This is a genomic window from Nocardioides sp. NPDC127514 (genome assembly GCF_040302125.1).
GTDB lineage: Bacteria > Actinomycetota > Actinomycetes > Propionibacteriales > Nocardioidaceae > Nocardioides.
This window is the reverse complement of record NZ_JBEORF010000025.1, coordinates 57,553-82,282: the sequence shown is the minus strand read 5'-3', so window position 1 is coordinate 82,282 and position 24,730 is coordinate 57,553. Positions and strand designations below refer to the sequence as shown.

The 24,730-nt window shown below is 69.0% G+C and carries 26 protein-coding genes and 1 tRNA gene; 7 read left to right on the top strand and 20 right to left on the bottom strand.

Annotated features, from left to right (window positions below; genetic code table 11):
• Positions 1 to 58 precede the first annotated feature (58 nt).
• Both ABTX24_RS20085 and ABTX24_RS20080 read right to left on the bottom strand, forming a co-directional pair.
• Positions 59 to 1,156, bottom strand: coding sequence for a phosphate ABC transporter substrate-binding protein PstS (locus ABTX24_RS20085; RefSeq protein ID WP_350842064.1), 1,098 nt, complete (start codon positions 1,154 to 1,156; stop codon positions 59 to 61).
• 177 nt (positions 1,157 to 1,333) lie between these two features.
• Positions 1,334 to 2,200, bottom strand: a complete 867-nt coding sequence (locus ABTX24_RS20080) for an NUDIX hydrolase (RefSeq protein ID WP_350842063.1) — start codon at positions 2,198 to 2,200, stop codon at positions 1,334 to 1,336.
• A 50-nt stretch (positions 2,201 to 2,250) separates the two neighbouring features.
• Between ABTX24_RS20080 and ABTX24_RS20075 the strand changes: the two genes are divergently transcribed.
• The gene (locus tag ABTX24_RS20075; RefSeq protein WP_350842061.1) at positions 2,251 to 3,384 is read left to right on the top strand and encodes a hypothetical protein; all 1,134 of its coding nucleotides are present in this window, start codon (positions 2,251 to 2,253) and stop codon (positions 3,382 to 3,384) included.
• Positions 3,385 to 3,389: 5 nt separating this feature from the next.
• On the opposite strand, the gene ABTX24_RS20070 is transcribed toward ABTX24_RS20075, so the two are convergent.
• Together ABTX24_RS20070 and ABTX24_RS20065 are read right to left on the bottom strand one after the other, a co-directional pair.
• The gene (locus ABTX24_RS20070; protein ID WP_165111317.1) at positions 3,390 to 3,536 is read right to left on the bottom strand and encodes a hypothetical protein; all 147 of its coding nucleotides are present in this window, start codon (positions 3,534 to 3,536) and stop codon (positions 3,390 to 3,392) included.
• Positions 3,537 to 3,776: 240 nt separating this feature from the next.
• On the bottom strand, positions 3,777 to 3,980 hold the full coding sequence (locus tag ABTX24_RS20065) for a cold-shock protein (protein WP_045548871.1): 204 nt from the start codon (positions 3,978 to 3,980) through the stop codon (positions 3,777 to 3,779).
• A gap of 451 nt (positions 3,981 to 4,431) precedes the next feature.
• Here ABTX24_RS20065 and ABTX24_RS20060 point away from each other — a divergent pair, with 451 nt between their 5' ends.
• From ABTX24_RS20060 to ABTX24_RS20050, 3 genes are all read left to right on the top strand, one after another.
• Positions 4,432 to 5,337 carry an NADP-dependent oxidoreductase gene (locus ABTX24_RS20060; protein ID WP_350842059.1) on the top strand — a complete coding sequence of 302 codons (906 nt, stop codon included), beginning with the start codon at positions 4,432 to 4,434 and terminating at the stop codon, positions 5,335 to 5,337.
• A 68-nt stretch (positions 5,338 to 5,405) separates the two neighbouring features.
• Positions 5,406 to 6,467 carry an alkene reductase gene (locus ABTX24_RS20055; RefSeq protein WP_350842057.1) on the top strand — a complete coding sequence of 354 codons (1,062 nt, stop codon included), beginning with the start codon at positions 5,406 to 5,408 and terminating at the stop codon, positions 6,465 to 6,467.
• 13 nt (positions 6,468 to 6,480) lie between these two features.
• The gene (locus ABTX24_RS20050) at positions 6,481 to 6,948 is read left to right on the top strand and encodes a MarR family winged helix-turn-helix transcriptional regulator (protein WP_350842055.1); all 468 of its coding nucleotides are present in this window, start codon (positions 6,481 to 6,483) and stop codon (positions 6,946 to 6,948) included.
• A gap of 58 nt (positions 6,949 to 7,006) precedes the next feature.
• Here ABTX24_RS20050 and ABTX24_RS20045 read toward each other — a convergent pair.
• Both ABTX24_RS20045 and ABTX24_RS20040 read right to left on the bottom strand, forming a co-directional pair.
• Positions 7,007 to 7,079, bottom strand: a tRNA-Lys gene (locus tag ABTX24_RS20045).
• A gap of 31 nt (positions 7,080 to 7,110) precedes the next feature.
• Complete coding sequence (locus ABTX24_RS20040; RefSeq protein ID WP_350842053.1) at positions 7,111 to 7,986, bottom strand: helix-turn-helix domain-containing protein; 876 nt, start codon at positions 7,984 to 7,986, stop codon at positions 7,111 to 7,113.
• A gap of 156 nt (positions 7,987 to 8,142) precedes the next feature.
• Here ABTX24_RS20040 and ABTX24_RS20035 point away from each other — a divergent pair, with 156 nt between their 5' ends.
• Complete coding sequence (locus ABTX24_RS20035; protein WP_350842051.1) at positions 8,143 to 8,841, top strand: TetR/AcrR family transcriptional regulator; 699 nt, start codon at positions 8,143 to 8,145, stop codon at positions 8,839 to 8,841.
• Positions 8,842 to 8,899: 58 nt separating this feature from the next.
• Here the strand turns inward: ABTX24_RS20035 and ABTX24_RS20030 are convergent, their stop codons facing one another.
• The 4 genes from ABTX24_RS20030 to ABTX24_RS20015 all read right to left on the bottom strand — a co-directional run bounded on the left by ABTX24_RS20030 (position 8,900) and on the right by ABTX24_RS20015 (position 15,554).
• A complete protein-coding gene (locus ABTX24_RS20030) occupies positions 8,900 to 10,735 on the bottom strand; it encodes a bifunctional metallophosphatase/5'-nucleotidase (protein WP_350842049.1) in 1,836 nt (611 codons plus the stop codon).
• Between the two features lie 107 nt (positions 10,736 to 10,842).
• Positions 10,843 to 12,162 (bottom strand): M20 family metallopeptidase, encoded by a 1,320-nt coding sequence (locus tag ABTX24_RS20025; RefSeq protein WP_350842047.1) that lies wholly within the window; start codon positions 12,160 to 12,162, stop codon positions 10,843 to 10,845.
• 25 nt (positions 12,163 to 12,187) lie between these two features.
• Complete coding sequence (locus ABTX24_RS20020; protein WP_350842045.1) at positions 12,188 to 14,011, bottom strand: serine hydrolase domain-containing protein; 1,824 nt, start codon at positions 14,009 to 14,011, stop codon at positions 12,188 to 12,190.
• Between the two features lie 67 nt (positions 14,012 to 14,078).
• A complete protein-coding gene (locus tag ABTX24_RS20015) occupies positions 14,079 to 15,554 on the bottom strand; it encodes an amidase (protein ID WP_350842043.1) in 1,476 nt (491 codons plus the stop codon).
• An 80-nt stretch (positions 15,555 to 15,634) separates the two neighbouring features.
• On the opposite strand from ABTX24_RS20015, the gene ABTX24_RS20010 reads away from it, so the two are divergent.
• Positions 15,635 to 16,069, top strand: a complete 435-nt coding sequence (locus ABTX24_RS20010) for a DUF4440 domain-containing protein (protein WP_160026738.1) — start codon at positions 15,635 to 15,637, stop codon at positions 16,067 to 16,069.
• Between the two features lie 6 nt (positions 16,070 to 16,075).
• Here ABTX24_RS20010 and mgrA read toward each other — a convergent pair whose 3' ends face one another.
• From mgrA to ABTX24_RS19970, 8 genes are all read right to left on the bottom strand, one after another.
• Positions 16,076 to 17,137, bottom strand: coding sequence for an L-glyceraldehyde 3-phosphate reductase (gene mgrA, locus ABTX24_RS20005; RefSeq protein WP_350842041.1), 1,062 nt, complete (start codon positions 17,135 to 17,137; stop codon positions 16,076 to 16,078).
• Positions 17,134 to 17,547, bottom strand: a complete 414-nt coding sequence (locus ABTX24_RS20000; protein ID WP_350842039.1) for a DoxX family protein — start codon at positions 17,545 to 17,547, stop codon at positions 17,134 to 17,136. The genes mgrA and ABTX24_RS20000 overlap by 4 nt, the downstream gene beginning before the upstream one ends.
• A 42-nt stretch (positions 17,548 to 17,589) precedes the next feature.
• The gene (locus ABTX24_RS19995; RefSeq protein ID WP_350842037.1) at positions 17,590 to 18,834 is read right to left on the bottom strand and encodes a type II toxin-antitoxin system HipA family toxin; all 1,245 of its coding nucleotides are present in this window, start codon (positions 18,832 to 18,834) and stop codon (positions 17,590 to 17,592) included.
• Positions 18,818 to 19,060, bottom strand: a complete 243-nt coding sequence (locus ABTX24_RS19990) for a helix-turn-helix domain-containing protein (protein ID WP_160026734.1) — start codon at positions 19,058 to 19,060, stop codon at positions 18,818 to 18,820. The genes ABTX24_RS19995 and ABTX24_RS19990 overlap by 17 nt, the downstream gene beginning before the upstream one ends.
• Before the next feature lie 150 nt (positions 19,061 to 19,210).
• The gene (locus tag ABTX24_RS19985) at positions 19,211 to 20,200 is read right to left on the bottom strand and encodes a putative endonuclease domain-containing protein (RefSeq protein WP_350842035.1); all 990 of its coding nucleotides are present in this window, start codon (positions 20,198 to 20,200) and stop codon (positions 19,211 to 19,213) included.
• Between the two features lie 69 nt (positions 20,201 to 20,269).
• On the bottom strand, positions 20,270 to 21,292 hold the full coding sequence (gene dmpG / locus ABTX24_RS19980; protein ID WP_350842033.1) for a 4-hydroxy-2-oxovalerate aldolase: 1,023 nt from the start codon (positions 21,290 to 21,292) through the stop codon (positions 20,270 to 20,272).
• Positions 21,289 to 22,263 carry an acetaldehyde dehydrogenase (acetylating) gene (locus ABTX24_RS19975; RefSeq protein WP_350842110.1) on the bottom strand — a complete coding sequence of 325 codons (975 nt, stop codon included), beginning with the start codon at positions 22,261 to 22,263 and terminating at the stop codon, positions 21,289 to 21,291. The genes dmpG and ABTX24_RS19975 overlap by 4 nt, the downstream gene beginning before the upstream one ends.
• 5 nt (positions 22,264 to 22,268) lie before the next feature.
• The gene (locus ABTX24_RS19970) at positions 22,269 to 23,072 is read right to left on the bottom strand and encodes a 2-keto-4-pentenoate hydratase (RefSeq protein WP_350842031.1); all 804 of its coding nucleotides are present in this window, start codon (positions 23,070 to 23,072) and stop codon (positions 22,269 to 22,271) included.
• A gap of 69 nt (positions 23,073 to 23,141) precedes the next feature.
• On the opposite strand from ABTX24_RS19970, the gene ABTX24_RS19965 reads away from it, so the two are divergent.
• On the top strand, positions 23,142 to 23,912 hold the full coding sequence (locus tag ABTX24_RS19965) for an IclR family transcriptional regulator (protein ID WP_160026729.1): 771 nt from the start codon (positions 23,142 to 23,144) through the stop codon (positions 23,910 to 23,912).
• Positions 23,913 to 23,918: 6 nt separating this feature from the next.
• Here the strand turns inward: ABTX24_RS19965 and ABTX24_RS19960 are convergent, their stop codons facing one another.
• Together ABTX24_RS19960 and ABTX24_RS19955 are read right to left on the bottom strand one after the other, a co-directional pair.
• On the bottom strand, positions 23,919 to 24,197 hold the full coding sequence (locus tag ABTX24_RS19960) for a hypothetical protein (RefSeq protein ID WP_350842029.1): 279 nt from the start codon (positions 24,195 to 24,197) through the stop codon (positions 23,919 to 23,921).
• On the bottom strand, positions 24,194 to 24,727 hold the full coding sequence (locus ABTX24_RS19955) for a GNAT family N-acetyltransferase (RefSeq protein ID WP_350715733.1): 534 nt from the start codon (positions 24,725 to 24,727) through the stop codon (positions 24,194 to 24,196). Before ABTX24_RS19955 ends, ABTX24_RS19960 begins: the two co-directional genes overlap by 4 nt.
• Between the last annotated feature and the right edge of the window lie 3 nt (positions 24,728 to 24,730).

Sequence of the window (24,730 nt, the reverse complement as noted above, 5' to 3'; positions counted from 1 at the left end):
GTACGGGCGGCGGCCGCAGCCACCGCCCGAACGGCGATCAGATCAGACGTACCGGCACTTACTTGATGCCGCCGACCAGGTCGAGAGCCTTGTCGGCGGTCTCACGGTCGAGCGGTGCGGAGCCGGCTTCCTCGGCGGCGACCTCCTGGCCCTCCTCGGAGAGGATGTACTCCAGGTAGCCCTTCACGTTGGCCGCGTCCTCGGCGTTCTCGTAGGTCGGGCAGGCCAGCAGGTAGGAGACCAGCACGACCGGGTAGACGCCGGCCTCGGTGGTCGTACGGGCGACCTCGACGGCCATGTCGTTGTCGCTGGTGCCGACCGGCTTCGAGGCGGCCAGGATCTTGGCAGCGGCCTCGGCGGTCGGCTCGACGAAGTCCTCGCCGACCTTGACCTTGACCGTGGCGAGGTCGTTCTCGCGCGCCGCGGACTCGTCCATGAAGCCGATGTAGCCGGCACCCTGCATGGCGGTCACGACACCGGAGGTGCCGTCGCCGCCCTCGCCACCCTTGATCGAGGCGGGCCACTCACCGGAGGGCTCCTCGGTCCAGCCACCGGCGGCCGCGAGGTACTCGGTGAAGTTCTCCTGGGTGCCCGAGTCGTCGGAGCGGTGGACCGGGGTGATCGCGGTGTCCGGAAGCTTGGCGTCCGGGTTCGTGGCGGCGATCGCCGGGTCGTTCCACTTGGTGATCTTGCCGGAGAAGATGCTGGCAATCGTCTTGGCGTCGAGGTTGAGCTCGTCGACACCCTCGACGTTGAAGACAACGGCGATCGGCGAGACGTAGCCCGGGACCTGGATCGGGTCGGCGCCGCACTGCTCCTTGGCCTTGCTCAGCTCGCCCTCGTCGTCGTTGAGAGCGGAGTCAGTGCCGGCGAAGAGGTAACCACCGGTGATGAAGCCCTCACGACCCGAGCCGGAGCCCACGGGCTCGTAGACGACGCTGAGGTCGGGGTTGGCGTCCTGGATGCCGGCGACCCATGCCGCCTGGCCCTTTTCCTGCGAGGAGGCTCCGCCACCCTTGATGGTGCCCGAGAGGGTGCCTTCCCCGTCGCCGTCGGTGGGCTGCTCGTTGGCGGCGCCGCAGGCGCTGATCGCAAGAGCAAGGGCCGCAGCCGTGATGCCCGGGACGAGTGCCCGGCGCAGCGAGGTGGTGTTCACGCAAGTCTCCTGATTGATGATGCAGTCGATTCGGAGTTGTCGCGATGACCGTAAGGAGCCGAGGTGGACGGGAAACTCGGTGAAGGTGAACACAGGCTGAACGAGGAACACAAAGTCGGTGGCAAATCAGTGTCAGTTCCGGGCACAGGAGATGAACAGGCAGGCCTCAAGCCTCTGTTAGACCTGAAATGCCTCAACAGCACGCACTTCACCTGCGCGCACGTGCAGCACCATCAGCTCGCCCTTCGCCAGCTTCGGGTCACGCATGCCCAGCCCCTCGAAGACCCACGGCAGCACTGGTCGGTGCGTGCAGATCACCGTCGGAACGGCCAGGTCACGCAGGGTTTCCGCAGCCAGGGCCGACACGCTACCTTCCTCTGCACCCTCCTCGCTCAGCAGTCTCATCTGCTCAGACGCGAGGCCGGCGAGCCCTGCGTACGGCGCGACGGACTGCGTGCAGCGAACGCTCGGCGAGGTGATCACCCGGCGGATGTCGTAGGCCATCAGCAGGCCAGCCAGAGTGACCGCCTGAGCCCGTCCGGTGTCGTCGAGCGGCCGCTCCGGGTCTGCCCCGGACCAGGCCGAACGGCCGACGGAGGCGGCGTGACGGAGGACCACCAGGGGCGTGGTCGGCTCGCGTACGTCCTCGGCCTGCTGCAGCGTCGCCCGATCGTGCGGGTAGGTGAGCCGCTGGCGCGCCTCGTCCACCGGCAGCCACTCGACGTCATCGATCTCGTCGTTGATCAGGTAGCCCTCGACATCGTCGTCGGTGCCCACAGCGGTGCGGCCGACCCAGTAGTGGACCACCTTCTGCCCCGCATCGACGGGATAGCGCTGCTGCTGGAGCGGGCGACCGAGCGCGACCCTCAGGCCGGTCTCCTCACGCACCTCCCTGATCGCGGCCACCGGCACCGTCTCGCCGGGGTCGACCTTCCCCTTGGGAAAGGACCAGTCGTCGTACTTGGGTCTGTGAACCAGCGCCACCTCCGACAGGTCGTCGTGCTCGCGAAAAACCACTACGCCGGCGGCCGGGATCTCGGGCATGCGCACAGGGTATGTCGAGAAGGCGGCTGATTCGTCTAAGGTTCCTCGCAATGCTCCGCACCCCCCAGCTTCTCAGCCGCCCCAGGACGTGGGCAGACCGCTCATCCCGAGTCGTACGCGCCCACCCCTTGGTGACCATCGCGGTGGGCGTCGTCGTCGTTGCGCTCGTCATCTTCCTCGCCCGCGCATGGGCGACGCGTGGGGGCGACCTCGACGAGGCCCTGCGGCTGGCCCCAGCCGAGGCGACCCGGGTCTCCTTCACCGACTGGACGGGAATCCGCGAGAGCGTAGGTACCGACCTCGACGCCGACTCCACACCGGAGGAGGTCCACGAGATGATCGACGAGGCCTATACGAAGGACCTCACCTCGACCTCGGTGCTTCCCGACGCCTCCGGCCTGCTGCAGCAGCACTTCGGCTGGTCGCCCGCGACCCTCGACTGGGAGCTCTACACCCAGTCGACCGAGGGAGCGCTCATGGTCGGGCACCTCGAGGACATGGACGCCGACCATCTCGTCGAACAGCTCACGTCGATGGGGTTCACCGCTCCCGAGGACGACCCAGCGGACGGTGGTGTCTGGGACGGCACCCTGGTCCCGTTCTCCAGCTTCACGGACTCCGGCATCGACTCGACGATCAGCCCGCAGCTCACCTACATCGCCTTCCTGCCCGAGGATGACCTCATCCTCGCCTCGGACGGCCGGCGATATCTGAGCGACCAGGTCGAGAGCCTCGGCGACGGCGACCTGCACGAGCCGATGACGGGTGCCGCCGACCGGCTCGGCAACCCTCTCTCGGCGTTCGTGTACGACGGCGACTTCACCTGCACCGAGATCGGTCTGGGCGGCGCCTCGGCCGCGGACCAGGACCAGGCAGACGGCCTCGTCGACGCCGCGGGCGACATCAACCCGATCGCGGGCTTCGCCATGGCAGCCGAGTCGAACGGGGACGTACGTGTCGCCATGTCGTTCGAGAACGACGACCAGGCGCGTACGAACGCCGACACACGGGCCAAGCTCGCCGTCGGCCCGGCGCCCGGCCAGGGCGGCACCTTCGACGAGCGGTTCGAGCTCGGCAAGGTCGCGGCAGAGGACGAGGTCGTCACCATGCAGCTGCGGCCGAAGGACGGCACGGCCGTGCTCTCCGACCTGGCGAACGGGCCGCTGCTCTTCGCGACCTGCTGACGTGCTTAGGGGATGATCCCGAGGATGCGGTCGATCTCCTCTTGGGAGAGGTGATCCTCGGACTCGCTGGCGGCGACGATGAGATTGGTCGTGAGCTCGACCTCGAGGAGCAGCTCGGGATCTTCCAGCGTCACATCGAACTGATCAGCCACGCTCGCCGCCTCCTCACGTCACGCTCACAAAGCTCGTCTTCACATCATCGCCCAGTCCTGGTGGATCTGCGCGCTGATCCACCAAGAACCATCAAAAGTTGTCACATCAAGCGTGACACAGAAGCCTGAGAGGGCTCCAATCAGACCACGAGGCCCCAGCCGAACGGCTGGGGCCTCGTTGCAGATGATCAAATGTCGGCAGGTGCCGAACCCGAGATCGCCTTAGCTACTCATAGATCCTCAGAGAGGGCGAACGTTCTCCGCCTGCGGGCCCTTCGGGCCCTGGGTGACGTCGAACTCGACCTTCTGGTTCTCGTCCAGCGACTTGTAGCCGTTGGTCTGGATAGCAGAGTAGTGAACGAAGACGTCGTCGCCGCCGTCCTCCTGCGCAATGAAGCCGAAACCCTTCTCGGCGTTGAACCACTTAACGGTGCCCTGAGCCATCTGCTCGTTACTCCTTAGTCGGGGCGAGAGGCCACCAGGTTCGGTAGCCCCGCATCAGGGGCGGGTGACACGTCGCTCCGACCTGTGTTCCCGGACCGGGGTCCGGGCGGGCACAGAGCAGAAACGCCGTTGGATCACAAACTCCGCAGGCGTCAGACCTTCTGGAACTTGCACCTGTTGCGGGAGTGACACTAGCAACTCACGCGCCGCTGCGAACCCCCCTTGACCGATCGTTTTACGCGCGAAGCGGTGAAGGTTGCGCAACAGAGCCGTGAAACGACCGCTCAGCGGGACGTACGACCACGGGTCCCGAGGCAGCTTCCTGCCCACGCGAGACCGGCCGACTCCGCCCTCCGGCTCAATACTTGGCTAGCCACATGATTGCTGTTATGGTGGATATGTGGCTGGCCACATTATTCGCCAGAGCAACGCGACCCGAAGTGGAGTGTTCATGAAAGCGATCATTTTCGATGAGTTCGGCGGTCCGGATGTGCTGCACGAGGCGGACGTCGAAGTCCCGCAGCCCGGCCGCGGCCAGGTCCTGGTACGCGTCAAGGCCGCCGGGGTGAACGCGCTGGACGGCAAGAAGCGCGCCGGGGTGCTCGAGGCCGTGTTCCCGACGACGTTCCCCGCCATCCCCGGTGCCGAGGTCGCAGGGGTGGTCGACGCGCTCGGTGAGGGCGTGAGCGACGTACAGGTCGGCGACGAGGTGCTCGGCTGGGCGGACACCGGCTCGTACGCCGAGTACGCACTGGCCACCGCCGTGGCCCCCAAGCCCGCAGACCTCTCCTGGGAGGAAGCGGCCGCACTGCCGGTCGCCAGCGAGACCGCCGAACGGGTCCTGGACGAGCTGGGGGTGACCGCCGGGGAGACAGTGCTGATGCACGGTGCCTCCGGAGCGGTCGGCACCGTGGCCGTCCAACTCGCGACCGCCCGCGGCGCCCGCGTGATCGCCACGGCCGGCGCCTCGAACCAGGACTACCTCACCTCGCTCGGCGCGACCCCGACCACCTACGGCGAGGGACTGGTCGAGCGGGTGCGGGCCCTGGGTCCCGACGGCGTGGACGCGGTCTTCGATCTGGCGGGCAAGGGCGCCCTGCCCGACTCCATCACCCTGCGTGGCGGCACCGAGCGCATCGTCACCATCGCCGACTTCAGTGCGGGCAAGCTCGGCGTCGCCTTCTCGCCCGGCGGCGGAGACCACCCCGTCGAACGCCTGGCCGCCGCGGCTCAGGACGCCGCGGCCGGAACGCTGACCACCACCGTCACGGCGTACCCGCTCGCCAAGGCGGCCGACGCCCAGCAGGCCAGCGACGCCGGACACGTACGCGGCAAGCTCGTCCTCACCGTCGACTGACCGCCCCGTCCCCCACCCACCTGTTGCGGTGGCCATCCGGGCCACCGCGTTCACCGAAAGAGACTCTCATGTTCGAATCCCTGTGGGCCCCGATCACCCTCGGCGGCGCCTCTCTGCCACACCGTCTGGTCATGGCCCCCATGACCCGTGACCGCTCCACCCGGGAGGGCGTGCCGACGGACCTGAATGCCGAGTACTACGCACAGCGCGCCTCCAAGGCGCTGATCATCACCGAGGGCACCCAGCCCTCCGCTGACGGCCAGGGCTACCTGCTCACCCCTGGTATCTACAACGACGACCAGATCGCCGGGTGGCGCAAGGTCACCGATGCGGTGCACGGGGCAGGCAGCCGGGTGTTCATCCAGCTGATGCACGTCGGCCGGATCTCTCACCCCGACAACACTCCGCACCACCGCCGGGCCGTCGCGCCCTCGGCGATCCGCCCAGCCGGCGTGATGTTCACCGCCTCCGGCCCTCAGGAGATGCCGGAGCCCCGTGCGCTCTCGACGCAGGAGGTCACCGAGACCGTCGAGGACTTCCGGCGCGCGGCCGCTGCGGCGGTTGCGGCGGGCGCGGACGGCGTGGAGATCCACGGCGCCAACGGCTACCTGATCCACCAGTTCCTCTCCGACAACGCCAACCAGCGCACAGACCGCTACGGCGGCTCGATCGAGGCCCGTATCCGCTTCGCGGTGGAGGTTGTCGCCGCGGTGGCCGACGAGATCGGCCCCGAGCGCACCGGCATCCGTATCTCGCCCGGAAACCCGTACAACGACATCGTCGAGTCCGACACCCACGAGCTGTACCCGGCGCTTGTCGAGGCGCTGCGCCCGATGGAACTGGCCTACCTGCACCTGCTGCATGGCGGCGACGAGGCGCTGCTCGACAGGCTCCGCGCGGAGTGGCCCGGCACCCTGATCCTCAACCGGCCCGGCGCCGACATCCCCACTCGCGCCAAGGACGTCGACAACGGCACGGCCGACCTGGTCTCCGTCGGCGCACTGGCGCTTGCCAACCCCGACCTGGTCGAGCGGCTGCGCGTCGGGGCAGAGTTGAACACACCCGACCCGGCGACCTTCTACGGTGGCGGAGCGGTCGGCTACACCGACTACCCCACCCACACCGGCTGAAGAAGCGGAGACCATGCCCGAGATTCCCACCACTGCCGCAGGCGGGCCGATGAGCTACGCGATCTTCCAACTCGCCCGCGCCCACCGCGCGTACGCCGGCGCCCTGCTGCGCAAGATGGACCTGCACCCCGGCCAGGAACTGCTCCTGATGCAGCTGCTGGACCGCGAAGGCCAGACCCAGTCCGAGCTACTCGAGAGCGTCGGCCTCGACCACTCCACCGTCTCCAAGTCCCTGCGCCGCATGCAGGAGGCGCGCCTGCTGGTCCGCGAACCGGCCGAGCACGACCGGCGGGTGATGGTCGTCCACCTCACGGACAAGGGCCGCGCCATGCGGGAGCCCATCACCGCTCTGTGGCAGAGCCTGGAGGGAGCCTCGGCGGGCACGCTGACCGAGGAGCAGGCAGCGGCGTTCGTCGAGACCGCCGCCGCGATCACCGACTCGATCAGCAGCCGTCCGCTGCCGCAAGAAGAGTCCCGCTGACCCTCAACAAGCAGCCGAGCCCCGAGTCGCATATGCGGCTCGGGGCTCGAGCCCGGTGTAGGCCGTGTCGGTCTCGAACCGACGACCCATGGATTAAAAGTCCACTGCTCTACCAACTGAGCTAACGGCCCGCCGGGAGTCTACCGGAGCGGCGGCCGTGTCCTATTCGTGGTCGCCCAGCCGCGCCGACGACCTTCCGCGCTCGCTGATGATCCGGGCGCATCGCTCGGCGGCCGCCGCGCCTGTCAGCGCATGCTCGAGCAGGAGCTGCGTCCAGCGCTCGTAGCGGGCGACCTCGACCGGGTCGGCGATCTCGAGGTCGCCGGCGCTGGTCTCGAGGGTGACGATCCGGTCCCGCTGGTCCCAGCCGTGCTGGACCAGAACGGGGAAGCTCTCGAAGGGGACGATCCCGATGGTCGCCTGGGTGGTGGTCGCCAGGTTGGCGATGTGCTCGATCTGGGCACGCATGATGTCGGGCGAGCCCACCAGGTGATGGAGAGCGGCCTCACCGACCAGGATGGTGATCGTCCGGCCGGGCTCATAGAGGATCGCCGAGCGACGGAGCCTGGCCGCGATCACGTGGGAGACCTCCCCGGCAACCTCGTCCCGGTCGCGCGAACCACCCGCCAGCGCCAAGAGGGCACGCGCGTAGTCGGGTGTCTGCAACAGCTCGGGGACACTGTGCGGCTGGTAGCTGGTCAGGACCTTGGTGGCCACCTCGGTCGCTGCGTACGCATCCTGATGCTGCTCCGCACCACCGCCGGTCGGATGAGCGTCGCGGAACGCGGCATGCTCCTGGTCGGCGCGGGCGCGCAGCGCGAGCAGCATCTCCCGGTCGGCGCCCACCGCGGCCGCCCAGGCACGGACCTCGGCCTCGGAGACCGACTGCCGGCCGGACTCGATCTTCGACACCTTGGGCTGGGACCAGCCCGAGCCCAGAGCATCCGCCAGGCCGGATCCGGTCAGGCCGGCGGCGCGACGGGCATCACGGAGCGCCTCGGTCAGCGCTTCACGGGCTCGGCGGCTGGGGCGGGGCACGGCGACAGCCTCCTTCGACGACTTCGACTGGTTCGGCGAACCACCATCGTGCCCGATGGGCATACCGTACGTCCAGATGCACATCATGATTGGCAAGATCGAAATATTATGCTCCAATGAGTCCGGGGTCGACGTCGACAGGAAGGCAGGACCTCGATGAGCATCCGACGCACCCAGCCCGGACGACCGCGCCTCGTCCCCTCGAACACGGCCGCCCCACCGCGCGAACAGGTGCTTCACGCCGCGGCGCAGCTGTTCGTGACCAAGGGCTTCGCGGCCACCTCGACCCGGGAGATCGCCGACAAGGTCGGGATCCGGCAGGCATCGCTCTACTACCACTTCACCGGCAAGGACGAGATCCTCGCGGAGCTCTTGGAGCGATCCGTCCGACCCACCGTCGATCGGGTCGACCAGATCGAGCAGCTGACCGCGTCCGCGGGCCCCGAGGCCGCGCTCTACCTGCTGGCCCTCGTCGACATCCACACGCTCGCCGAGGCGCCGGACAACATCGGCACGCTGGCCACCCATCCCGACGTGACCAGCAGCGAGGCGTTCGATGCCTTTCGCAGCATTCGCGCCGAGCTCGCCGACGCCTACGGGCGGCTCGCCACCCGGGCCGCGATGCCCGGCATCGCAACGGCGGCCGAGCCGGGCCACCTCGGCGAGATGCTCATGCATCTGGTCGAGGTCACCACGAGCCTCCGCAGCAGCGGTGTGCCGATCGACGACGCGACCGCCGCCGTCATCGCCTCGACGTGCCTGCGCGCCTGCGGGATCCCCGACAGTCGCATCACTCCGGCAGCCGCGTCCGCGACGGCACTCGTCGGTGGGCTGACGATGAGGGCGCCGACATGACAGCGGGCCCGACCAGCTCAGAGCTGGTCGGGCCCGCTGCGTACGAACGAACTCTCGTTCAGTGGGTCCCGGTGATGCGGTCGAGCGGGCCCGGCGTGTAGGGCGAGTTGGCCTCCAGGTAGGCGGAGAAGGCGTCGATGTCGAGGCCGCCGTAGTAGGGGTCGGTGCCCTTGGTGAAGGCCGCGAAGGCGTCACCGCCGCCCTGCAGGAAGTTGTTGGTCACGACCCGGTAGGACGCGGCCTTGTCGATCGGCTGGCCGTTGAGCGTGACCGAACCGTCGACCGGACCCGAGGGGCTGATCTGATAGGAGAAGCCCTCCGATACCTGCAGGATCTTGTGGGACGCGGCGTTGGCACCGGTGACCTGCTGGGTGAGGAGGTCGTAGATGTCCTGGCCGGTCATGGTCAGCGAGACGAGGTAGTTGTTGAACGGCTGGACCGTGAACGCCTCGTCGTAGGTGACCTCACCGACAGCCTCGCCGTAGGGCGAGTTGGTCGCGGTCAGGTCAGCACGGATGCCGCCCGGGTTCATGAACGCGATCACCGGCGTCTGCCCGTTGACGACCGTCGACTGGTCGGCGAGCTGGGCGTCGGCGATCAGGTCACCGAGGGCGCTCTCGCCGGAGGCGTTGGTGGTGCGGGTGACGTCACCGGAGATCGAACCGAGCACCCGAGAGGCGATCGGGGTGACCAGCTCCTTGTAGGTGTTGATCAGCGTGGTCTGCTCGGGGGCCTTGGCCACGTCACGGGTGACGAGAAGGTTCGAGCCCTTGACCGACGAGCGGACGATGTCGCGCGACTTGAGGTTGTACTTCAGGTTGGTCTCGGTGTAGAGCCGGCCGAACGACGAGGCCGAGGTGATCAGGCGGGACTTGCCCTCGGGGTCCGGTACGTCGCAGACGTAGGGGTTGTGGGTGTGCCCGGTGACCACCATGTCGATCTCGGGGTCGAGGTTCTGGGCGATCGGCACGATCGGCGAGCCGGCGACGAGCTCGCCGCCGCCCTCGCAGGTGTAGTCGTACCTGGCGTTGACGTCGTAGACCGTGCCGGTGGCGGGGTCGGTCCACTTCTCCCGCGGCAGGTTGGCACCCTCGTGGATCAGGGTGACGATCGCCTTGACGCCCTTCTTCTTCAGCTTGGGCACGAGCGCGTTGGCGGTCTCGACCTCGTCCTTGAAAGTGAGGCCCTTGACCCCCTCGGCGGTGACGATGTCGGGAGTGCCCTCCAGGGTCATGCCGATGAAGCCGATCTTGACGCCGTCGACCTCCTTGATGGCGTACGACGGCAGGATCGTCTTGCCGCTCGCGTCCTCGATCACGTTGGAGGCGAGGATGTCGAAGTCGGCGCCCGCGTACTCGTGGGCGGCGCAGGAGTTCTGGTTGTCCTCGCCGTCGCCGTCGTCGATGCAGCCGCCGTCGGCGATGCGCTGAAGCTCCTTGTAGCCCTCGTCGAACTCGTGGTTGCCGACCGCGGTCACGTCCAGACCGAGCTTGTTGAGCGCCTCGATCGACGGCTCGTCGTGGAAGGCGGCCGAGAGCAGCGGCGAGGCGCCGATCAGGTCACCCGCGGCGACGGTCAGGGAACGATCGTGGCCCTTGCGCGCCTCGGCCAGGTGGGAGGCGAGGTATTCCACGCCACCCACGTTGACGGTGTCATCGACCGGCTTGCCGGTGGCTGGGTCGATGTGGTGGCCGGTGATCAGTCGCCCGCTCGAACCCGACGGCGCCTCGAGATTGCCGTGGAAGTCGTTGAACGAGAGCAGCTGGACATCGACCAAGTTGCTTCCCGGCTTGGCGGAGGCGGATGTCGCGACCGGAGTGGCGACTGCGGCGGCCGCGAGAGCGACGGCGGCAACGGCCACAACGGGGCGAAGCTTTCGGGTGTTACGAGGCATTGCGGGGCTCCCCATCTCAGTGATCGACGAAGGGAACAATGCCCCTTCGGGTTCCGATTGTGAAGAGGTAACAGGATTACCGCCGCCGAATCGTCATCAACCGTTAATCACCCGAAAAATTCGGTAGCGTCCACCGCGCCACCGGCCTCCTCGAACTCGTCGCGGACCGTCTCCCGCAGGTTCGCGTCCGAGAGGTAGTCGGCAGCCACCCCGGCGAGACCGTAGGCGGCATCGACGAGCACCTCGTCGGCGTACGGCGTGACCGCGGCAGCGGCGAACTCGCGGCTGTGCAGGGACACGTCGGGCTCGGCGATCTTGACCATCGCGTGCAGGCCGGGGACCCGGAAGGAGACGTTGCCGAAGTCGGTGGACCCGGCGAGCAGGTCCGGGACGACGCCCGGCGCGAGGACGGTGTGGTTGCGCTCCTGGTAGCGGCGGTTCCACGCCTGCGCCAGCCCGCTGTTGTTGCGGATCGGCAGGTAGACCGGCGACTCGTCCCAGCTGAACTCGACACCGCAGCCCGTCATCAGCGCCGCGCCCATCGCCATCTCCTCCAGCCGCTGGGAGAGGATCTTGAGCGTCTCGGGGTAGGCGGAGCGTACGTAGAACTCGATCGAGGCGTGCTCCGGGATCACGTTGGGGCGCAGGCCGCCGTCGGTGATGATCGCGTGCACCCGGTCGGTCGGAGGCATCTGCTGCCGGTTGAGCGCGACGCCGGTGTAGAGCAGGTTGGCGGCGTCCAGGGCGTTGCGCCCCATGAACGGCTGGATCGAGGCGTGCGCCGGCACCCCCACGTACGTCACTTTCAGCTGCCTGCGGCCCAGGAAGACCGGCTCGGAGCTGTCGTAGGTGAACGGGTGGACCATGATCGCCGCGTCGACGCCCTCGAAGGCACCCTTCTGCGCCATCAGCTCCTTGCCGCCACCGCCCTCCTCGGCCGGGGTGCCGAGCCAGATCACCCGGCCGCCGACGCGGTCGATCACGCTCGCGATGGCCAGGAACGCGCCCACGCCGACCGTGGCGATCAGGTTGTGGCCGCAGCCGTGGCCGATGCCGGGGAGCGCGTCGTACTCGGAGAGCACGGCGATCGTCGGGCCGTCCTTGGCGCCGCCCGCCGAGGCGTAGAGGGCGGTCGGGAGACCGTAGGCGCCACGGGCCACCTCGATGCCGTGAGCCTCGACGAACTCGGCCAGCCCGGCCGAGCTCCGGTGCTCCTCGAAGCCGGTCTCCGGGTGCTCGGCGAGGTCGTGGGAGACCGCGACCAGCTCGGGGCCCAGGTCCACGAGCTTGTCGCGGATCGCGTCCAGGATCCCTCGCGGCGCACCCGCCGAGGTCGACTCAGCGGCCTTCGTGATGAGCGCCTTGGCGTCTGTTTCGTCGCGGAGCTGGTTGACCAGGAACGGGTTCGGCTGCTGCGGCTGGCTCATGTGGCCAGAGGCTATCGGTGATGTGTCATCGATCGCTGAGGGCCCAGCCGTCGGCGACGATGCGTGCCTCGTCGGCCGGTCGGGAGGAGTCGAACGACGTACGCCGCCCCTGGCTGACCACGATGCCGTCGACGTAGATCCCGCGACCCTGGGAGGACGAGTCGGTCTCGTAGGTCCACCGCACCGTGGTCGTGCCGTCCGGGAGCTCGGCGCGGCCGCACAGCCATCGCCGACCGCCGTAGCCGTTGACCGCCTCGCTGGTCTCCCAGCTCCAGTCACCACCCTCGAGCGTCCAGGGCAGCGGGCTGAAGGTGGTGCCGTCGGTGGAGTACTGCAGCCGGCCGAAGTCGAAACGTGGCTCGGTGTCGAAGTAGTAGTCGAAGCGGAGCCTCGCGCCGTCGGTGGCCGCGAGCGGCACGTCGAGCGTCGCCTTCTTCGCGTTCGTGCGACCCGAGAACCACGACGTACGTCCTGTCGCCGGGCGGACCGCCGAGGCCATGCCGAGCGCGTCGGAGACGGCACGCCGGGAGGGGTTGTTGCTGCCCCAGTCGCGGCTGGGGTGGACGCGGTTGGTCATCAGCACGACGAGCTGGTGGCCGATCGGGTCCATCACGATGCTGGTGCCGGTGTAGCCGGTGTGGCCGAAGGAGACCGGGGACCAGATCGGCCCGTGGTACCAGGTCGTGGCGAGCTCCCAGCCGAGGCCGCGGGAGCTGGTGAACCGGGCTCCGGTGTAGTCGCGCAGCGAGAGCCTGACCGTCTCCTCCTCCAGGATCCTGGTGCCGTTGTAGACGCCGCCGTTGAGATACATCTGACCGAACCTGGCCATGTCGGCCGCGGTCGAGAAGACGCCCGCGTGACCGGCGACGCCGCCGAGGGCCCAGGCGTTCTCGTCGTGCACCTCGCCACGGATCATCGGGCGACCGGCCCAGGGCTGGTACTCGGTCGCGGCGACCCGGTCGAGGCGGTCGGCGGGCGGGTTGTACATGGTGTCGCGCATCCCGAGCGGCTCGGTGACGTGGTCGCGGACGTAGACGTCGAGCATCTTCCCCGAGAGCCGCTCGACCAGGAGCCCGAGGGTGATCAGGTTGATGTCGGAGTAGCGGTAGATCTGCTCGGGCGCATGCGTCGGCGTCGTGTCCATGATCGCCGCGACCCGCTCCTCGTACGTGTCGTAGCCCGCCCACAGCGACGGCGACGGGCCGGCGAGCAGGCCGGAGACGTGGGTGAGGAGGTGGCGTACGAGGATCGCGTCCTTGCCGTGCGGCGCGAACTCGGGCAGGTAGGTGACCACCGGCGCCTCGAGGTCGAGGCTGCCCTGCTCCATCAGCTGGAGGATCGCGGTCGTGGTGAAGAGCTTCGACATCGAGGCGATGTCCCACATCGTGTCCAGCCCGGCTGCGACCTGCTGGTCGGCCGGGAGCTCGACGACGGTGGTGCCGTCGAGGCCGTATCGGAGCGCCTTGCCCACGCTCTCGTGGGCGACGATGACGCCGTCCTTGACCGCGATCGCGGTGGCCCCTGCGTACAGGGGGTGGGCGGGGTTCTCCGTCGTCGGTTCGAGGAACCGGGTCAGCTCGGTGCGGATCCTGGCGATGTGCGCCGGGTCCAGGCCGACCTGGCGGGCGTGGCCGGGACGCAGGACGGTGCGTGGGGTGAAGGTCAGCTCGTCCGGCGTGATCGTCGGCGGCTGGCCGGCCAGCGAGGCGAGCGCCCTGGTTGCCTTGGTGGGGTCCTCCGGGGTCGAGGCCACCGCGGCACCGCCGAGGAGAGTCATCGCGACTCCGCTCAGGGTTCCGCCGAGAAGCGTGCGCCGAGAGGTCATGAGCATGTCCGGAGACGGTGTCATACCCCGATACTGCCGCTCCGGCGCGAGCTTCGTGCGTGAAAGGAAATTTTCTTTCACGGTCTAGGTGTCAGAGCGTCGGCCAGTGCTCTGCCCACGGCTTCGTCTGCTCCAGCTGAGCAGCGACCTGCAGCAGCAGGCCGTCGTCGCCGAGCTGACCGGAGAGCTGGATGCCCAGGGGCAGTCCGGCGGCGGTCCGGTAGGTCGGCACCGAGATCGCCGGGCGTCCGGTGATGTTGGCGAGCTGGGTGTAGGGCACCCAGCCGAGGTTCTCGGCGACCAGCTGGTCGATCATCCCGGTCGCGCGCATGACCCGCCCGCCGTGCACCTTGTGCAGCACCCGCGCCGCGGTCTGGAGCGCCTTCGGCGTGGTCAGCTGCCCGACCTTCAGCGGCGGCTTCGCCAACGTCGGAGTCAGCAGCAGGTCGTACGTCTCGTGGAACGCGCTGAGGCGGCGTACATGGTTGCGGCGGTTGATGTGCGCGAGCTCGACGGCGACCACTCCCCCGGCCCGGCCGAGCTCGGCCACGGCAAGGGTGTCGGCCTCGAAGTCGGCGTTCTTGGCTCCGACGCGGAGCTTGGCCTCGGCGACCTCGGCAGCGGCGGAGGCGAACCAGATGGTGAGGAAGTCGCGGCCGAGCTCGGCGGCGTCGTAGGGCGCCTCGACCTCCTCGACGTCGTGGCCGAGTGCTTCGAGGGCCTTGGCCGCGTCCTCGACGGCCGCGATCGCCTCCGGGTCGGGCGCGGAGATGGAGGACGTCGAGGTGAACCCGATCCGGAGCTTGCGCGGCGCGGTCGCGATGGCCTCGGAGAAGGCCGCGCTGGGGTGCGGCGCGTGGATCATCGCCATCGGCTGGTCACCGATGAGCGCGTCGTAGAGCCCGGCCGCGTCGCGGACCGTGCGGGTCACCACGCCCTGGACGACGAAGCCGTTGGAGGCATCCAGGCTCTGCGGGCCCAGCGGCAGCAACCCGCGGGTGGTCTTCAGACCGACCAGGCCGTTGCAGGCCGCCGGGATCCGGATGGACCCGCCGCCGTCGTTCGCGCCGGCGGCCGGGACGATCCCGGCGCCTACCGCGGCGCCGGAGCCACCCGACGAGCCGCCGGGCGTGTGGTCGGTGTTCCACGGGTTGCGGGCGGCGCCGAACAGCTCCGGCTCGGTGATCCCCTTCGACCCGAACTCCGGGGTGTTCGTCTTGCCGAAGATCACCAGGCCGGCGTCCAGCGCGCTCTGGGTGAAGTAGGAGTGCTCCTCGGCGACGTCGTCGACGAGCGACCGCGAGCCGTAGGTCGTCGAGTGCCCCTGATACTCCTGAGCCAGGTCCTTCACCAGGAACGGCACCCCGGCGAACGGCCCGCTCGGGCCGTCGCCGGCGACCTGGGCGTCGGCCTCGGGAATGTCCGCGACGATCGCGTTGATCCGCGGATTCACCGCCGCCGCCCGCTCCCGCGCCGCGGCCAGGACCTCGGCCGCGGTCACCTCCTTGGCAGCGACCAGCTGCGCCAGCCCGGTGGCGTCGTACGTCAGATACTCATCGACCCGCATGAGCGCAGGTTAGCGGCCGGGGCGATCTCCGCGCCCCCAAATGGCGTGCCGATTCCGGAGTGCATGGCTATGTTCCGGGCATGACCATCACCAGCGGCGAAGCCGCCTCGACATCGGACGAGACCGCGATCGAGACGCTGGTGCATGCGTTCTTCTCCGCCTTCACCTCAGGACCGGACGCGGCCGCACGCCTGGATGATCTGCGCCGGATCATGCTTCCCGGCGCGACCGTGGTGCGCACTTGCGGCCTGCCGATCGAGGTCTACGACGTCGAGTCCTTCATCGCCCCGCGCCTCGCGCTCCTGACCAGTGGCGAGATCAGCGAGTTCGAGGAGTGGCCGGAGCCCGGTCGTACCGACGTCTTCGGCGACATCGCCCACTGGTGGGGCCCTTACGGGAAGCGCTGGCGCACGAACGACGAGGTCCACACCGGCAGGGGCATGAAGACGATGTCGTTCGTACGCACCGACGACGGCTGGCGGATCAGCTCTGCTGCCTGGGACGACGAGCGTTGATGGCGGTCAGTTGAAGATCTCCCGGTAGTCACCCTCGACCCGGTCGCGCTTCCACAGGTCGATGCCGGTGGCAGCGGCGTACTCGTCGATCCTGGCCAGCTCCTCGGAGGTCAGCTCGGGGCCGGAGAGTGCGCCGATACAGTCGGTGACCTGCTCCGGACGGGAGGCGCCGATGACGACCGAGGTCATCCGCGGATCACGCAGCGCCCAGGCGAGCGCCATCTGAGCGAGCGTCTGGCCGCGGTCGACGGCGAGGGCGTTGAGCGACTCGATGCCGGCGAGCGTCTCGGGCGTGAGTGCCTCCGGGGTCAGGAAGCGGGCTTTGGCAGCGCGCGAGTCCTCCGGGATGCCGCCACCACCGAGGTACTTGTTCGTCAGCAGACCCTGCGCCAGCGGCGAGAAGGAGATCGCCCCGGCCCCGACCTCATCGAGAGTGTCCAGCAGGCCGTCGGTCTCGAGCCAGCGGTTGAGGATCGAGTAGGACGGCTGGTGGATCAGCAGCGGCGTACCGAGGTCGCGCAGGATCGCCGCCGCCTCCCGGGTCAGCGCCGAGGAGTAGGAGCTCAGCCCGACGTAGAGCGCCTTCCCGGACCGCACGATCTGGTCGAGGGCGCCCATCGTCTCCTCCAGCGGCGTGCTGGGGTCAGGACGGTGGTGGTAGTAGATGTCGACGTAGTCGAGCCCCATCCGCTTCAGCGACTGGTCGAGGCTGGAGATCAGGTACTTCCGAGAGCCGCCGATCTTGCCGTACGGCCCCGGCCACATGTCCCAGCCGGCCTTGGTCGAGATCACCAGCTCGTCGCGCAGGTGGGCGAAGTCGCCGCGCAGGTGACGCCCGAAGTTCTCCTCGGCGGACCCGTAGGGCGGGCCGTAGTTGTTGGCCAGGTCGAAGTGGGTGATGCCCGCGTCGAAGGCCGTACGCAGGATCGCCCGCTGCCGCTCGAACGCCAGGTCGTCACCGAAGTTGTGCCACAGCCCCAGGCTGACCGCCGGCAGATCCAGGCCACTGTTGCCGGTCCGCCGATACGGCATCGCGTCGTAGCGCGACTCCGAAGGAACGTACGTCATGCGCCGGTCCCCTTTCCGGCGCGCAGCGCCACCTTGATCATCGGCCACTGCAGCGGCAGCCGCGCGACCGTACCGGCGAAGAACCCGGCCGACTTGGGCGTCCGCTTCCGGTTCGCCCGCTTCCCCGCATCGACACTCATCTGCACGTTGGCCGGGAACACACCCACCAGCAGCGCGGCACTCGCGAGCCCCGCGATCCGGCGGGTCTTCGGGTGCAGCAGCCCCAACCCGCAGACGATCTCCGCGACCCCGGAGACCTCCACCACCTTGCGCGCGTCCGGCAGCTGCGGCGGCACGATCGGCTCGAACACCTGCGGCCTCACCAGATGCAGGGTCCCCGACCCGAGGAACAGTGCGGCCAACCCGGCCAGCGGCAGATCGAGCCGCGAAGAAGAAGATTCAGTGCTCACGGGACGACTCTGTCACGCCCGCCCAACGTGGAAGACGGGGAGTCACCCGGTGACCTCAGGACTCCCGGGTCGCCCGACCGCCCTTCCCGCCCGCAGGTTCTCGGTGAACGTGGCGATGTCCTCTTGGAGGGCGGGGTGAGCACCGGGCAACGGGCTCTCCTTCGCGACCACCTCGGCGATCTCGGCCAGGCAGTCGTCCACGATTCGCTCGGCACGACGTACGCCCCACTTCGCGATCTCGGCCTTGATGTCCGAGGCGGTGAGGCCGGCGTGGCGGTAGTTTCCGTTCACGGCCAGCGCCATCTTCCCGTCGATCCCCGAAAGGTGAGATTGCGGAACGACGTCGTACGCCGGCGCGAGCCGAGGTTCGTCATCGAGCGGGTGAAGGATGCCGAGGTTCTTGGTGTGCATGTCGAGATTGCCGATCGCGACCGCGAGAACGACCATCCGGGCCAGGCTGACCAAGTCGGCGGATCGAGTGGTCCGCTGCAGGGTGTCGGCGACCCGTCGCAGGCTCACCAGGCCGCCGTACTCCTGATACTTCTGGTCGCCCGAGGCACCGAGTGCCTGGCTGAAGTCCTCCTGATGGACCCGTGCTCCCGCGGCACGGTCGAAGCGCTCGATGACAAGTGCCGACAGACCGTCGAAGTCGTCGATCCACGCACCGTGCTCGGCGAGGCCCAGTGCCCGCGAGATCCGGGCGCCGTACTCCTCATCGAAGACCACGCTCGGACGTCGCTCCAGCATCGGCTTGATGATGTGAGTGGTCGCGTAGCCACCCAGCGATTGCGCCCATCCGGCACCGTCGCGCACGAGAACCACCTTCGGCTGCACACCCGCCAACGAGGACTTGCCGAGCAACGACTCGTTGGCGAGTGGTGACCCCACCGGGTCCTCGAGCAGACGCCTGATCTGCGCGTGGTCGACCGGCCGACGCGACGGCGTCTTCGGCTCGGTCGGGTCGTCGAGATCCCAGATCTGCAGCGCACCGGCGACGTCCCGTCCATAGCGGGCAAGGAATCCGAGCGTGTTCCCGCGTCGCAATCGAGCCTGCCGCAGCATGTAGTCGTACTGGTCGCCCTCCGGGAGCAGTTCGCTGAACCAGTTGCGGCGTCGGGCGGCCTGGTGCTTGCGCGAGATGCCGACCAGCGGTGCAACGACCGACAGGATCAGACTGTTGGCGCCGAAGCGATCGATCCCTTCGGCGCCAGGGACGAAGTCGTACGTCGCAGGCTGACCGGTCAGGTCGCCAACGATGGTTCCGTACAGCTCAACGGCGAGGCGCATCTGCCTCGTCCTCCCAGGTCGCGGTGAGCTCGACCCCGGTGGCCTGCATCAGATCCAGAAGGCGGCGCATGAAGATCGTCGACTTCCCTGCCTCGATCTCACTGATGGTGCTCTGCGGGACGTCGACCTCACCGGCAAGATCGGCTTGGGTCATTCCACGCGCCAACCGAGCCTGCTGAAGAGCAAGCCCGAAGTCGGCCGGTACCCGCAGGCTCGTACTCGTCACAGCGGTCTCCTATCGTGAAATCGCGATAGCACTACTGTATCGCGATTTCACGATACTGATGGTTTATCGCGAAATCGCGATACCTACGCCTCCTGATGACACGAACCTGGGGAGTGCCAGGCGCACCACACGCGCCTGGCGCTCCCCAGGTCAAGCCGCTTTCATTCGACAGTCGTCGCCGCACGCCCTCATCGCGCCCGTCCAGCCGTTGCGTCTGAGGATCCTGGCGATCCGGGTTGCCGTCTGGCACGGGGTGTCGAAGACCTGGTGGAAGCGGAGGCGGGCGGTGAGCGTTCCGGCGGCGGCAAGGTCGTCGAGCGCGCGGTCGGCGTCGCGGGACTGGTCACGCCAGGAGTCGTGGCCGACGGCGCCGTCGAGCTCGACGACGAGGCGGTACGCCGCGTACTCGACGTCGCGGAACTGGTTCCCCGCCGGGCCGGATCGGGGCGCTTGGCGCGTCCCGACGGGCAGGCCATGGGCTCGCTCGACCTTGGTGAGATAGCCGTGCTCGAGCACGGAGTGGGTACCCGACTCGAGGTCATCGACCAGGCCGGCAAGGAGCGCGCGGCGGCGGATCGACGGGTAGCGGTCGAGGGCGGCGCGCAGGGAGTCCGCGGTGACGTACGGCCTGCTCGCCACGTCCGCGAGCCGGGCGATCGCGTCGATGTCCTTGGTGGCCTCAGACGCCATCGCCAGCGCGTTGTCCTCGACGCTGAGCCGGGGCGGCGTACCGCCGTAGGCGCGCAGCTCCAGTCCCTTCATCCGGTGGATGACGATGCCGTCCTGCGGCCGGATTCGGCGGCTGTGGTCGATGGCGACGTGGATCGGGGCGCCGTCGTCGCGGCCCCTCGGTTCCTCGACGCTGGTCCAGCACAGGTAGGCGGGCTCGGCGTAGAGGACAGCTGCCCACGCGCGCTGGGACCACGTCATCGGACCGGCGTGATCGACGTAGATCCGCGGGTAGACGCGGCGGAGCTCCTTGCGGCGCAGCCTCCGCTCGATGTCGGTCTTCGTCACCCCGCCGGCAGTCAGCTGGGCGTGGCTCGCGACCCCGTCCTGCATGAGCAGGTGGGCGCGCAGCAGCCGAGCAGCGTCCTCGCGCCGCTCTCGCGCCCTCCGCTCATCCGGCGCTTCGATCACGGAGCGACGGTAACCCGGGGAGCGTCAGACGCACCACGTACGCCTGACGCTCCCCGGGTCCTCGAGGCTTCAGTTCGCGGCGGCGCGCTCCTCAAGCTTCGTGAGGCAGATGTCTACGATCATGTCCTCCTGGCCGCCGACCAGACCCCGGCGGCCGCACTCCATGAGGATGTCGCGGGTGTCGACGCCGTAGCGGGCGCTCACGTTCTCGGCGTGGCGAAGGAAGGAGGAGTAGACGCCGGCGTAGCCCATCGTGAGGGTCTCGCGGTCGACGCGTACGGGGCGGTCCTGGAGCGGGCGGACGATGTCGTCGGCGGCGTCCTGGAGCTTGAACAGGTCGCAGTTGTGCTTGAAGTCCGACAGGTTGGCGACCGCGATGAATGCCTCGATCGGGCAGTTGCCGGCACCGGCGCCGTGGCCGGCGAGCGAGGCGTCGACGCGGTAGACGCCGTTCTCGACCGCAACGACCGAGTTGGCCACCGACAGCGAGAGGTTCTCGTGGGCATGGATGCCGATCTCGGTCTCGTCGTTCAGCACGTCACGGTAGGCGCGGGCGCGGTCGCGGACGTCGTTCATCGTCAGGCGGCCGCCGGAGTCGGTGATGTAGACGCAGTGGGCTCCGTAGGACTCCATCAGCTTCGCCTGCTGCGCGACGACGTCCACCGGCGCCATGTGGTTGAGCATCAGGAACCCGGAGACGTCCATCCCCATCTCGCGGGCGGCGGCGATGTGCTGGGCCGACACGTCGGCCTCGGTGCAGTGGGTCGCGACCCGGACCGAGCGCACGCCGAGGTCATAGGCCCGCTCGAGGTCGTGGATGGTGCCGACGCCGGGAAGCAGCAGGGTGGTCAGGCGGGCGTTCTTGATGACCGAGGCCGCAGCCTCGATCCACTCCCAGTCGCTGTTGGAGCCGGGGCCGTAGTTGACCGAGCCGCCGGTCAGGCCGTCGCCGTGCGCGACCTCGATGGCGTCGACGCCGGCCTCGTCGGCGGCGATGACGATCCGCTTGACGTCCTCGGGTGTGATCCGGTGGCGTACGGCGTGCATGCCGTCGCGCAGCGAGACCTCTTGGACATAGATCGGGATGCTCACTTGTCAGCCTCCTTGGCCGCCGCGATGCGCTCGGCCATCTGCAGCGCGGCCGACGTCATGATGTCGAGGTTCCCGGCATAGGCCGGGAGGTAGTGCGCCGCGCCCTCGACCTCGAGGAACACCGAGACCTGATGCGTGGGCCGGGTCGTCTCGCCCTCGGCCAGCAAGGTCTCGACCGGCTGATCCGACGGGATCGGGTGGACCTGCACCTTCTGCTTGAGCCGGTAACCAGGAACGTACGCGGCGACGTCGCCGACCATCTTCTCGACGGACTCGGTGATCTCCGCGGTCAGCTCCTCCAGGGAACGGGACCCGCCCTCGACCAGCGCGAAGACGGTGTCGCGCATGATCAGCGGCGGCTCGGCCGGGTTGAGGATGATGATCGCCTTGCCGCGCTTGGCGCCGCCGACCTGGACGATCGCGCCCGAGGTGGTCTCGGTGAACTCGTCGATGTTGGCCCGGGTGCCGGGGCCGGCCGAGCGGGACGAGATCGAGGCGACGATCTCGCCGTAGGCGACCGGCACCACCCGCGCGACCGCGGCCACGATCGGGATCGTCGCCTGTCCGCCACAGGTCACCATGTTCACGTTCGGGGCGTCGATGTGCTCGTCGATGTTGACGGCCGGGATGACGTACGGCCCGATCGCCGCGGGGGTGAGGTCGATCAGCCGCTTCCCGTAGGGCTCCAGAGCCGCCGCGTTGGCGACGTGCGCCTTGGCCGAGGTCGCGTCGAAGACGATCTCGATGTCGTCGAACCCCGGCAGCCCGATCAGCCCTTCGACGCCGTCCGACGTCGTCGCGAACCCGAAGCGTTCGGCGCGAGCCAGGCCGTCGGAGGACGGGTCGATCCCGACCATCGCGCCCATCTCCAGGTGCTGCGACGTACGCATCACCTTGATCATCAGATCGGTGCCGATGTTGCCCGACCCGATGATCGCCACTTTCGTCTTGGCTGTGCTTTCCGCTGGCATGAAGGTCACTTCCCTACGGTGAAGGCCACCGAGCCGAGGCCCGACACGGTGGAACGAACGGTGTTGCCCGGCGCGATCGGCCGCATCGGCCCGAGCGCACCGGAGAGGATGAGCTGGCCGGCGCGCAGCGGCTCACCGAAGTCGCGGGCGTAGCGAGCCAGCCACTGGACGGCGTTGACGGGGTCGCCCAGGCAGGCTGCCCCGGTCCCGGTCGAGACCTCCTCGTCGTCGATCGACATCGACATGGTGACCTCGCGGGGCTCGAACTCGTCGAGACGCCGGCGCTCGGTCCCGAGGACGTACGCACCCGCGGAGGCGTTGTCCGCGACGGTGTCGCCGAACGCGATCTTCCAGTCGGCGATCCGGCTGCCGCAGATCTCGATCGCAGCGACGGCGTAGTCGATCGCCTCCCGGACCTGGTCGTAGGTGAGGTCGCCGTCGGCCAGGTCGGCGGCGAGCACGAAGGCGATCTCGGCCTCGGCCCGCGGCTGCAGGATGGCGTCGGCGGGGAGCACGCCGCCGTCCGGGTAGGCCATGTCGTCGAAGAGCACGCCGAAGTCGGGGGTGTCCACGCCGATCTGCTCCTGCACCGCCTTGGAGGTGAGCCCGATCTTGCGGCCCACGATCTTCGCCCCGCCGGCGAGCCGGGTGGCGGTGAGCCGCTCCTGGATCGCGTACGCCGTCTTCAGGTCGGTCGCGTCCAGCAGGTCCCGCATCGGCGGCACGGGGGTGCCCGTCGCCGCGGCGGTCAGCAGCCGATCTGCCGCGGCATCGACGGCAGCATCGGACGGGGAGGTCACTTCGTTCATGTGGCCACGGTCTCAGCAACTGGGCGAAAGAAGCGGGGTAGCCGTCCCGCTGACCGGTACGGTGATCTCATGCCGCACCAGCCTGCCGATCTCGACACCGTGCTCGGCAAGGCGGTGACCATCCTGCGGGCCTTCACGGTCGACGACCAGGTGCTCTCGCTGGCCGAGCTCGTACGCCGCACCGGACTCCCCAAGGCGACCGCCCATCGCGTCGCCGGTGACCTGGTCACCAACCGCCTCCTGGACCGCACCGACCTCGGCTACCGCCTCTCCGGCGGCCTCTTCGAGCTCGGCATGCGGGCCTCGGTCGAGCGCTCGCTCCTGGAGCTGGCGATGCCGTTCCTCCAGGACCTCTACGAGCGCACCCACGAGACCGTCCACCTGGGCGTACGCGAGGGCCACGACGTCGTCTACGTCGCCAAGATCGGCGGCCACCGCCAGGCGAAGTCACCCTCCCGGCCGGGTGGGCGGATGCCGGTCCACTGCACCGCGATCGGCAAGGTCCTGCTCGCCTACGCCGATCCCGAGGCGCAGCAGGAGATCCTCAGCAGCCCCCTCGAGCGGCGTACGCCTCACACGATCGTGGCGCCCGGTCTGCTGGAGCGGCAGCTCGCCGCCGTGCTCGAGAACGGCGTCGCCTTCGAGCGCGAGGAGTCGGCCGCCGGGCTGCAGTGCATCGCGGCCCCGGTCCTCGCCGACGGCGGCGACAAGGCGCTCGCCGCGATCAGCGTCACCGGCCCGGTGGGACGCTTCCGCCCCGAGGCCCACGTGACCATCGTCCGTGCCGCGGCCCAGGGCCTCTCCAGCCTGGCGAGTCGCCGCCGCTCCCTGTCCAGCTGAGACAGATCAGTCCGTGCGAGCGGGCGGCAGGTCGGCCAACCTGGCGTCGGGATGCGCCCGGACCGCGTCGAGGAGCTCCAGCCAGCCGCGGCCGACCTCGTCGAGCCGGTTCTCCGAGACCAGCCGGAAGGCAGCGGCGCGCAGCACATCGACACCCACCTCGGGCGTACGTCCGGTGCTGCGCAGCGCCGTCAGCACCTCCTCGACCTGCTCGGCAGGCGCAGCCGGGTCACCGGCCAGCGCCCACTCCACCTCCCCCTCGGTCGCGACCCCGTCTTCACTCACAGCTTGACCCAGTACCGCCGAGTGAGCCCGTAGCCGTACGCGGCCGCGTCGATGACGTCCTGGAGCTCGCCGCCCTGGGACTCGATGGTGCGCGCCGAGGCGCCGTTGTCCTCGTCGCAGGTGATCAGGACGCGCTCGAGGCCCAGCGCCCGGGCCTCGTCGAGCACGAGGCCCAGCGCTCGCCGGGCGTGCCCCTGACGACGGGACGAGGGCCGCACCGAGTAGCCGATGTGCCCGCCCACGTTCTCCAAGAACTCGTTGAGCTCGTGCCGCAGCTGGATGAACCCGACGACCTGGCCGTCGTCGGTGATCCAGAAGGACGAGGCATGCACCCGCCCGGCGGGCGGCGGGATCGTGAGGTTCCGGTCCCGCGCCGTCTTCGCGACCAGCCGCTCGCACGCCTCGCGGCTCACGTCGGCGGCCTCCTCGTCGGGGATGGCGGCGCCGTCGACATGAGCCCCACCGAACTCGGCGACGGACGCCGCCCAGGAGTCGTAGAGATCGAGCGAGGGAAGGGCAAGTGCTGTCATGTC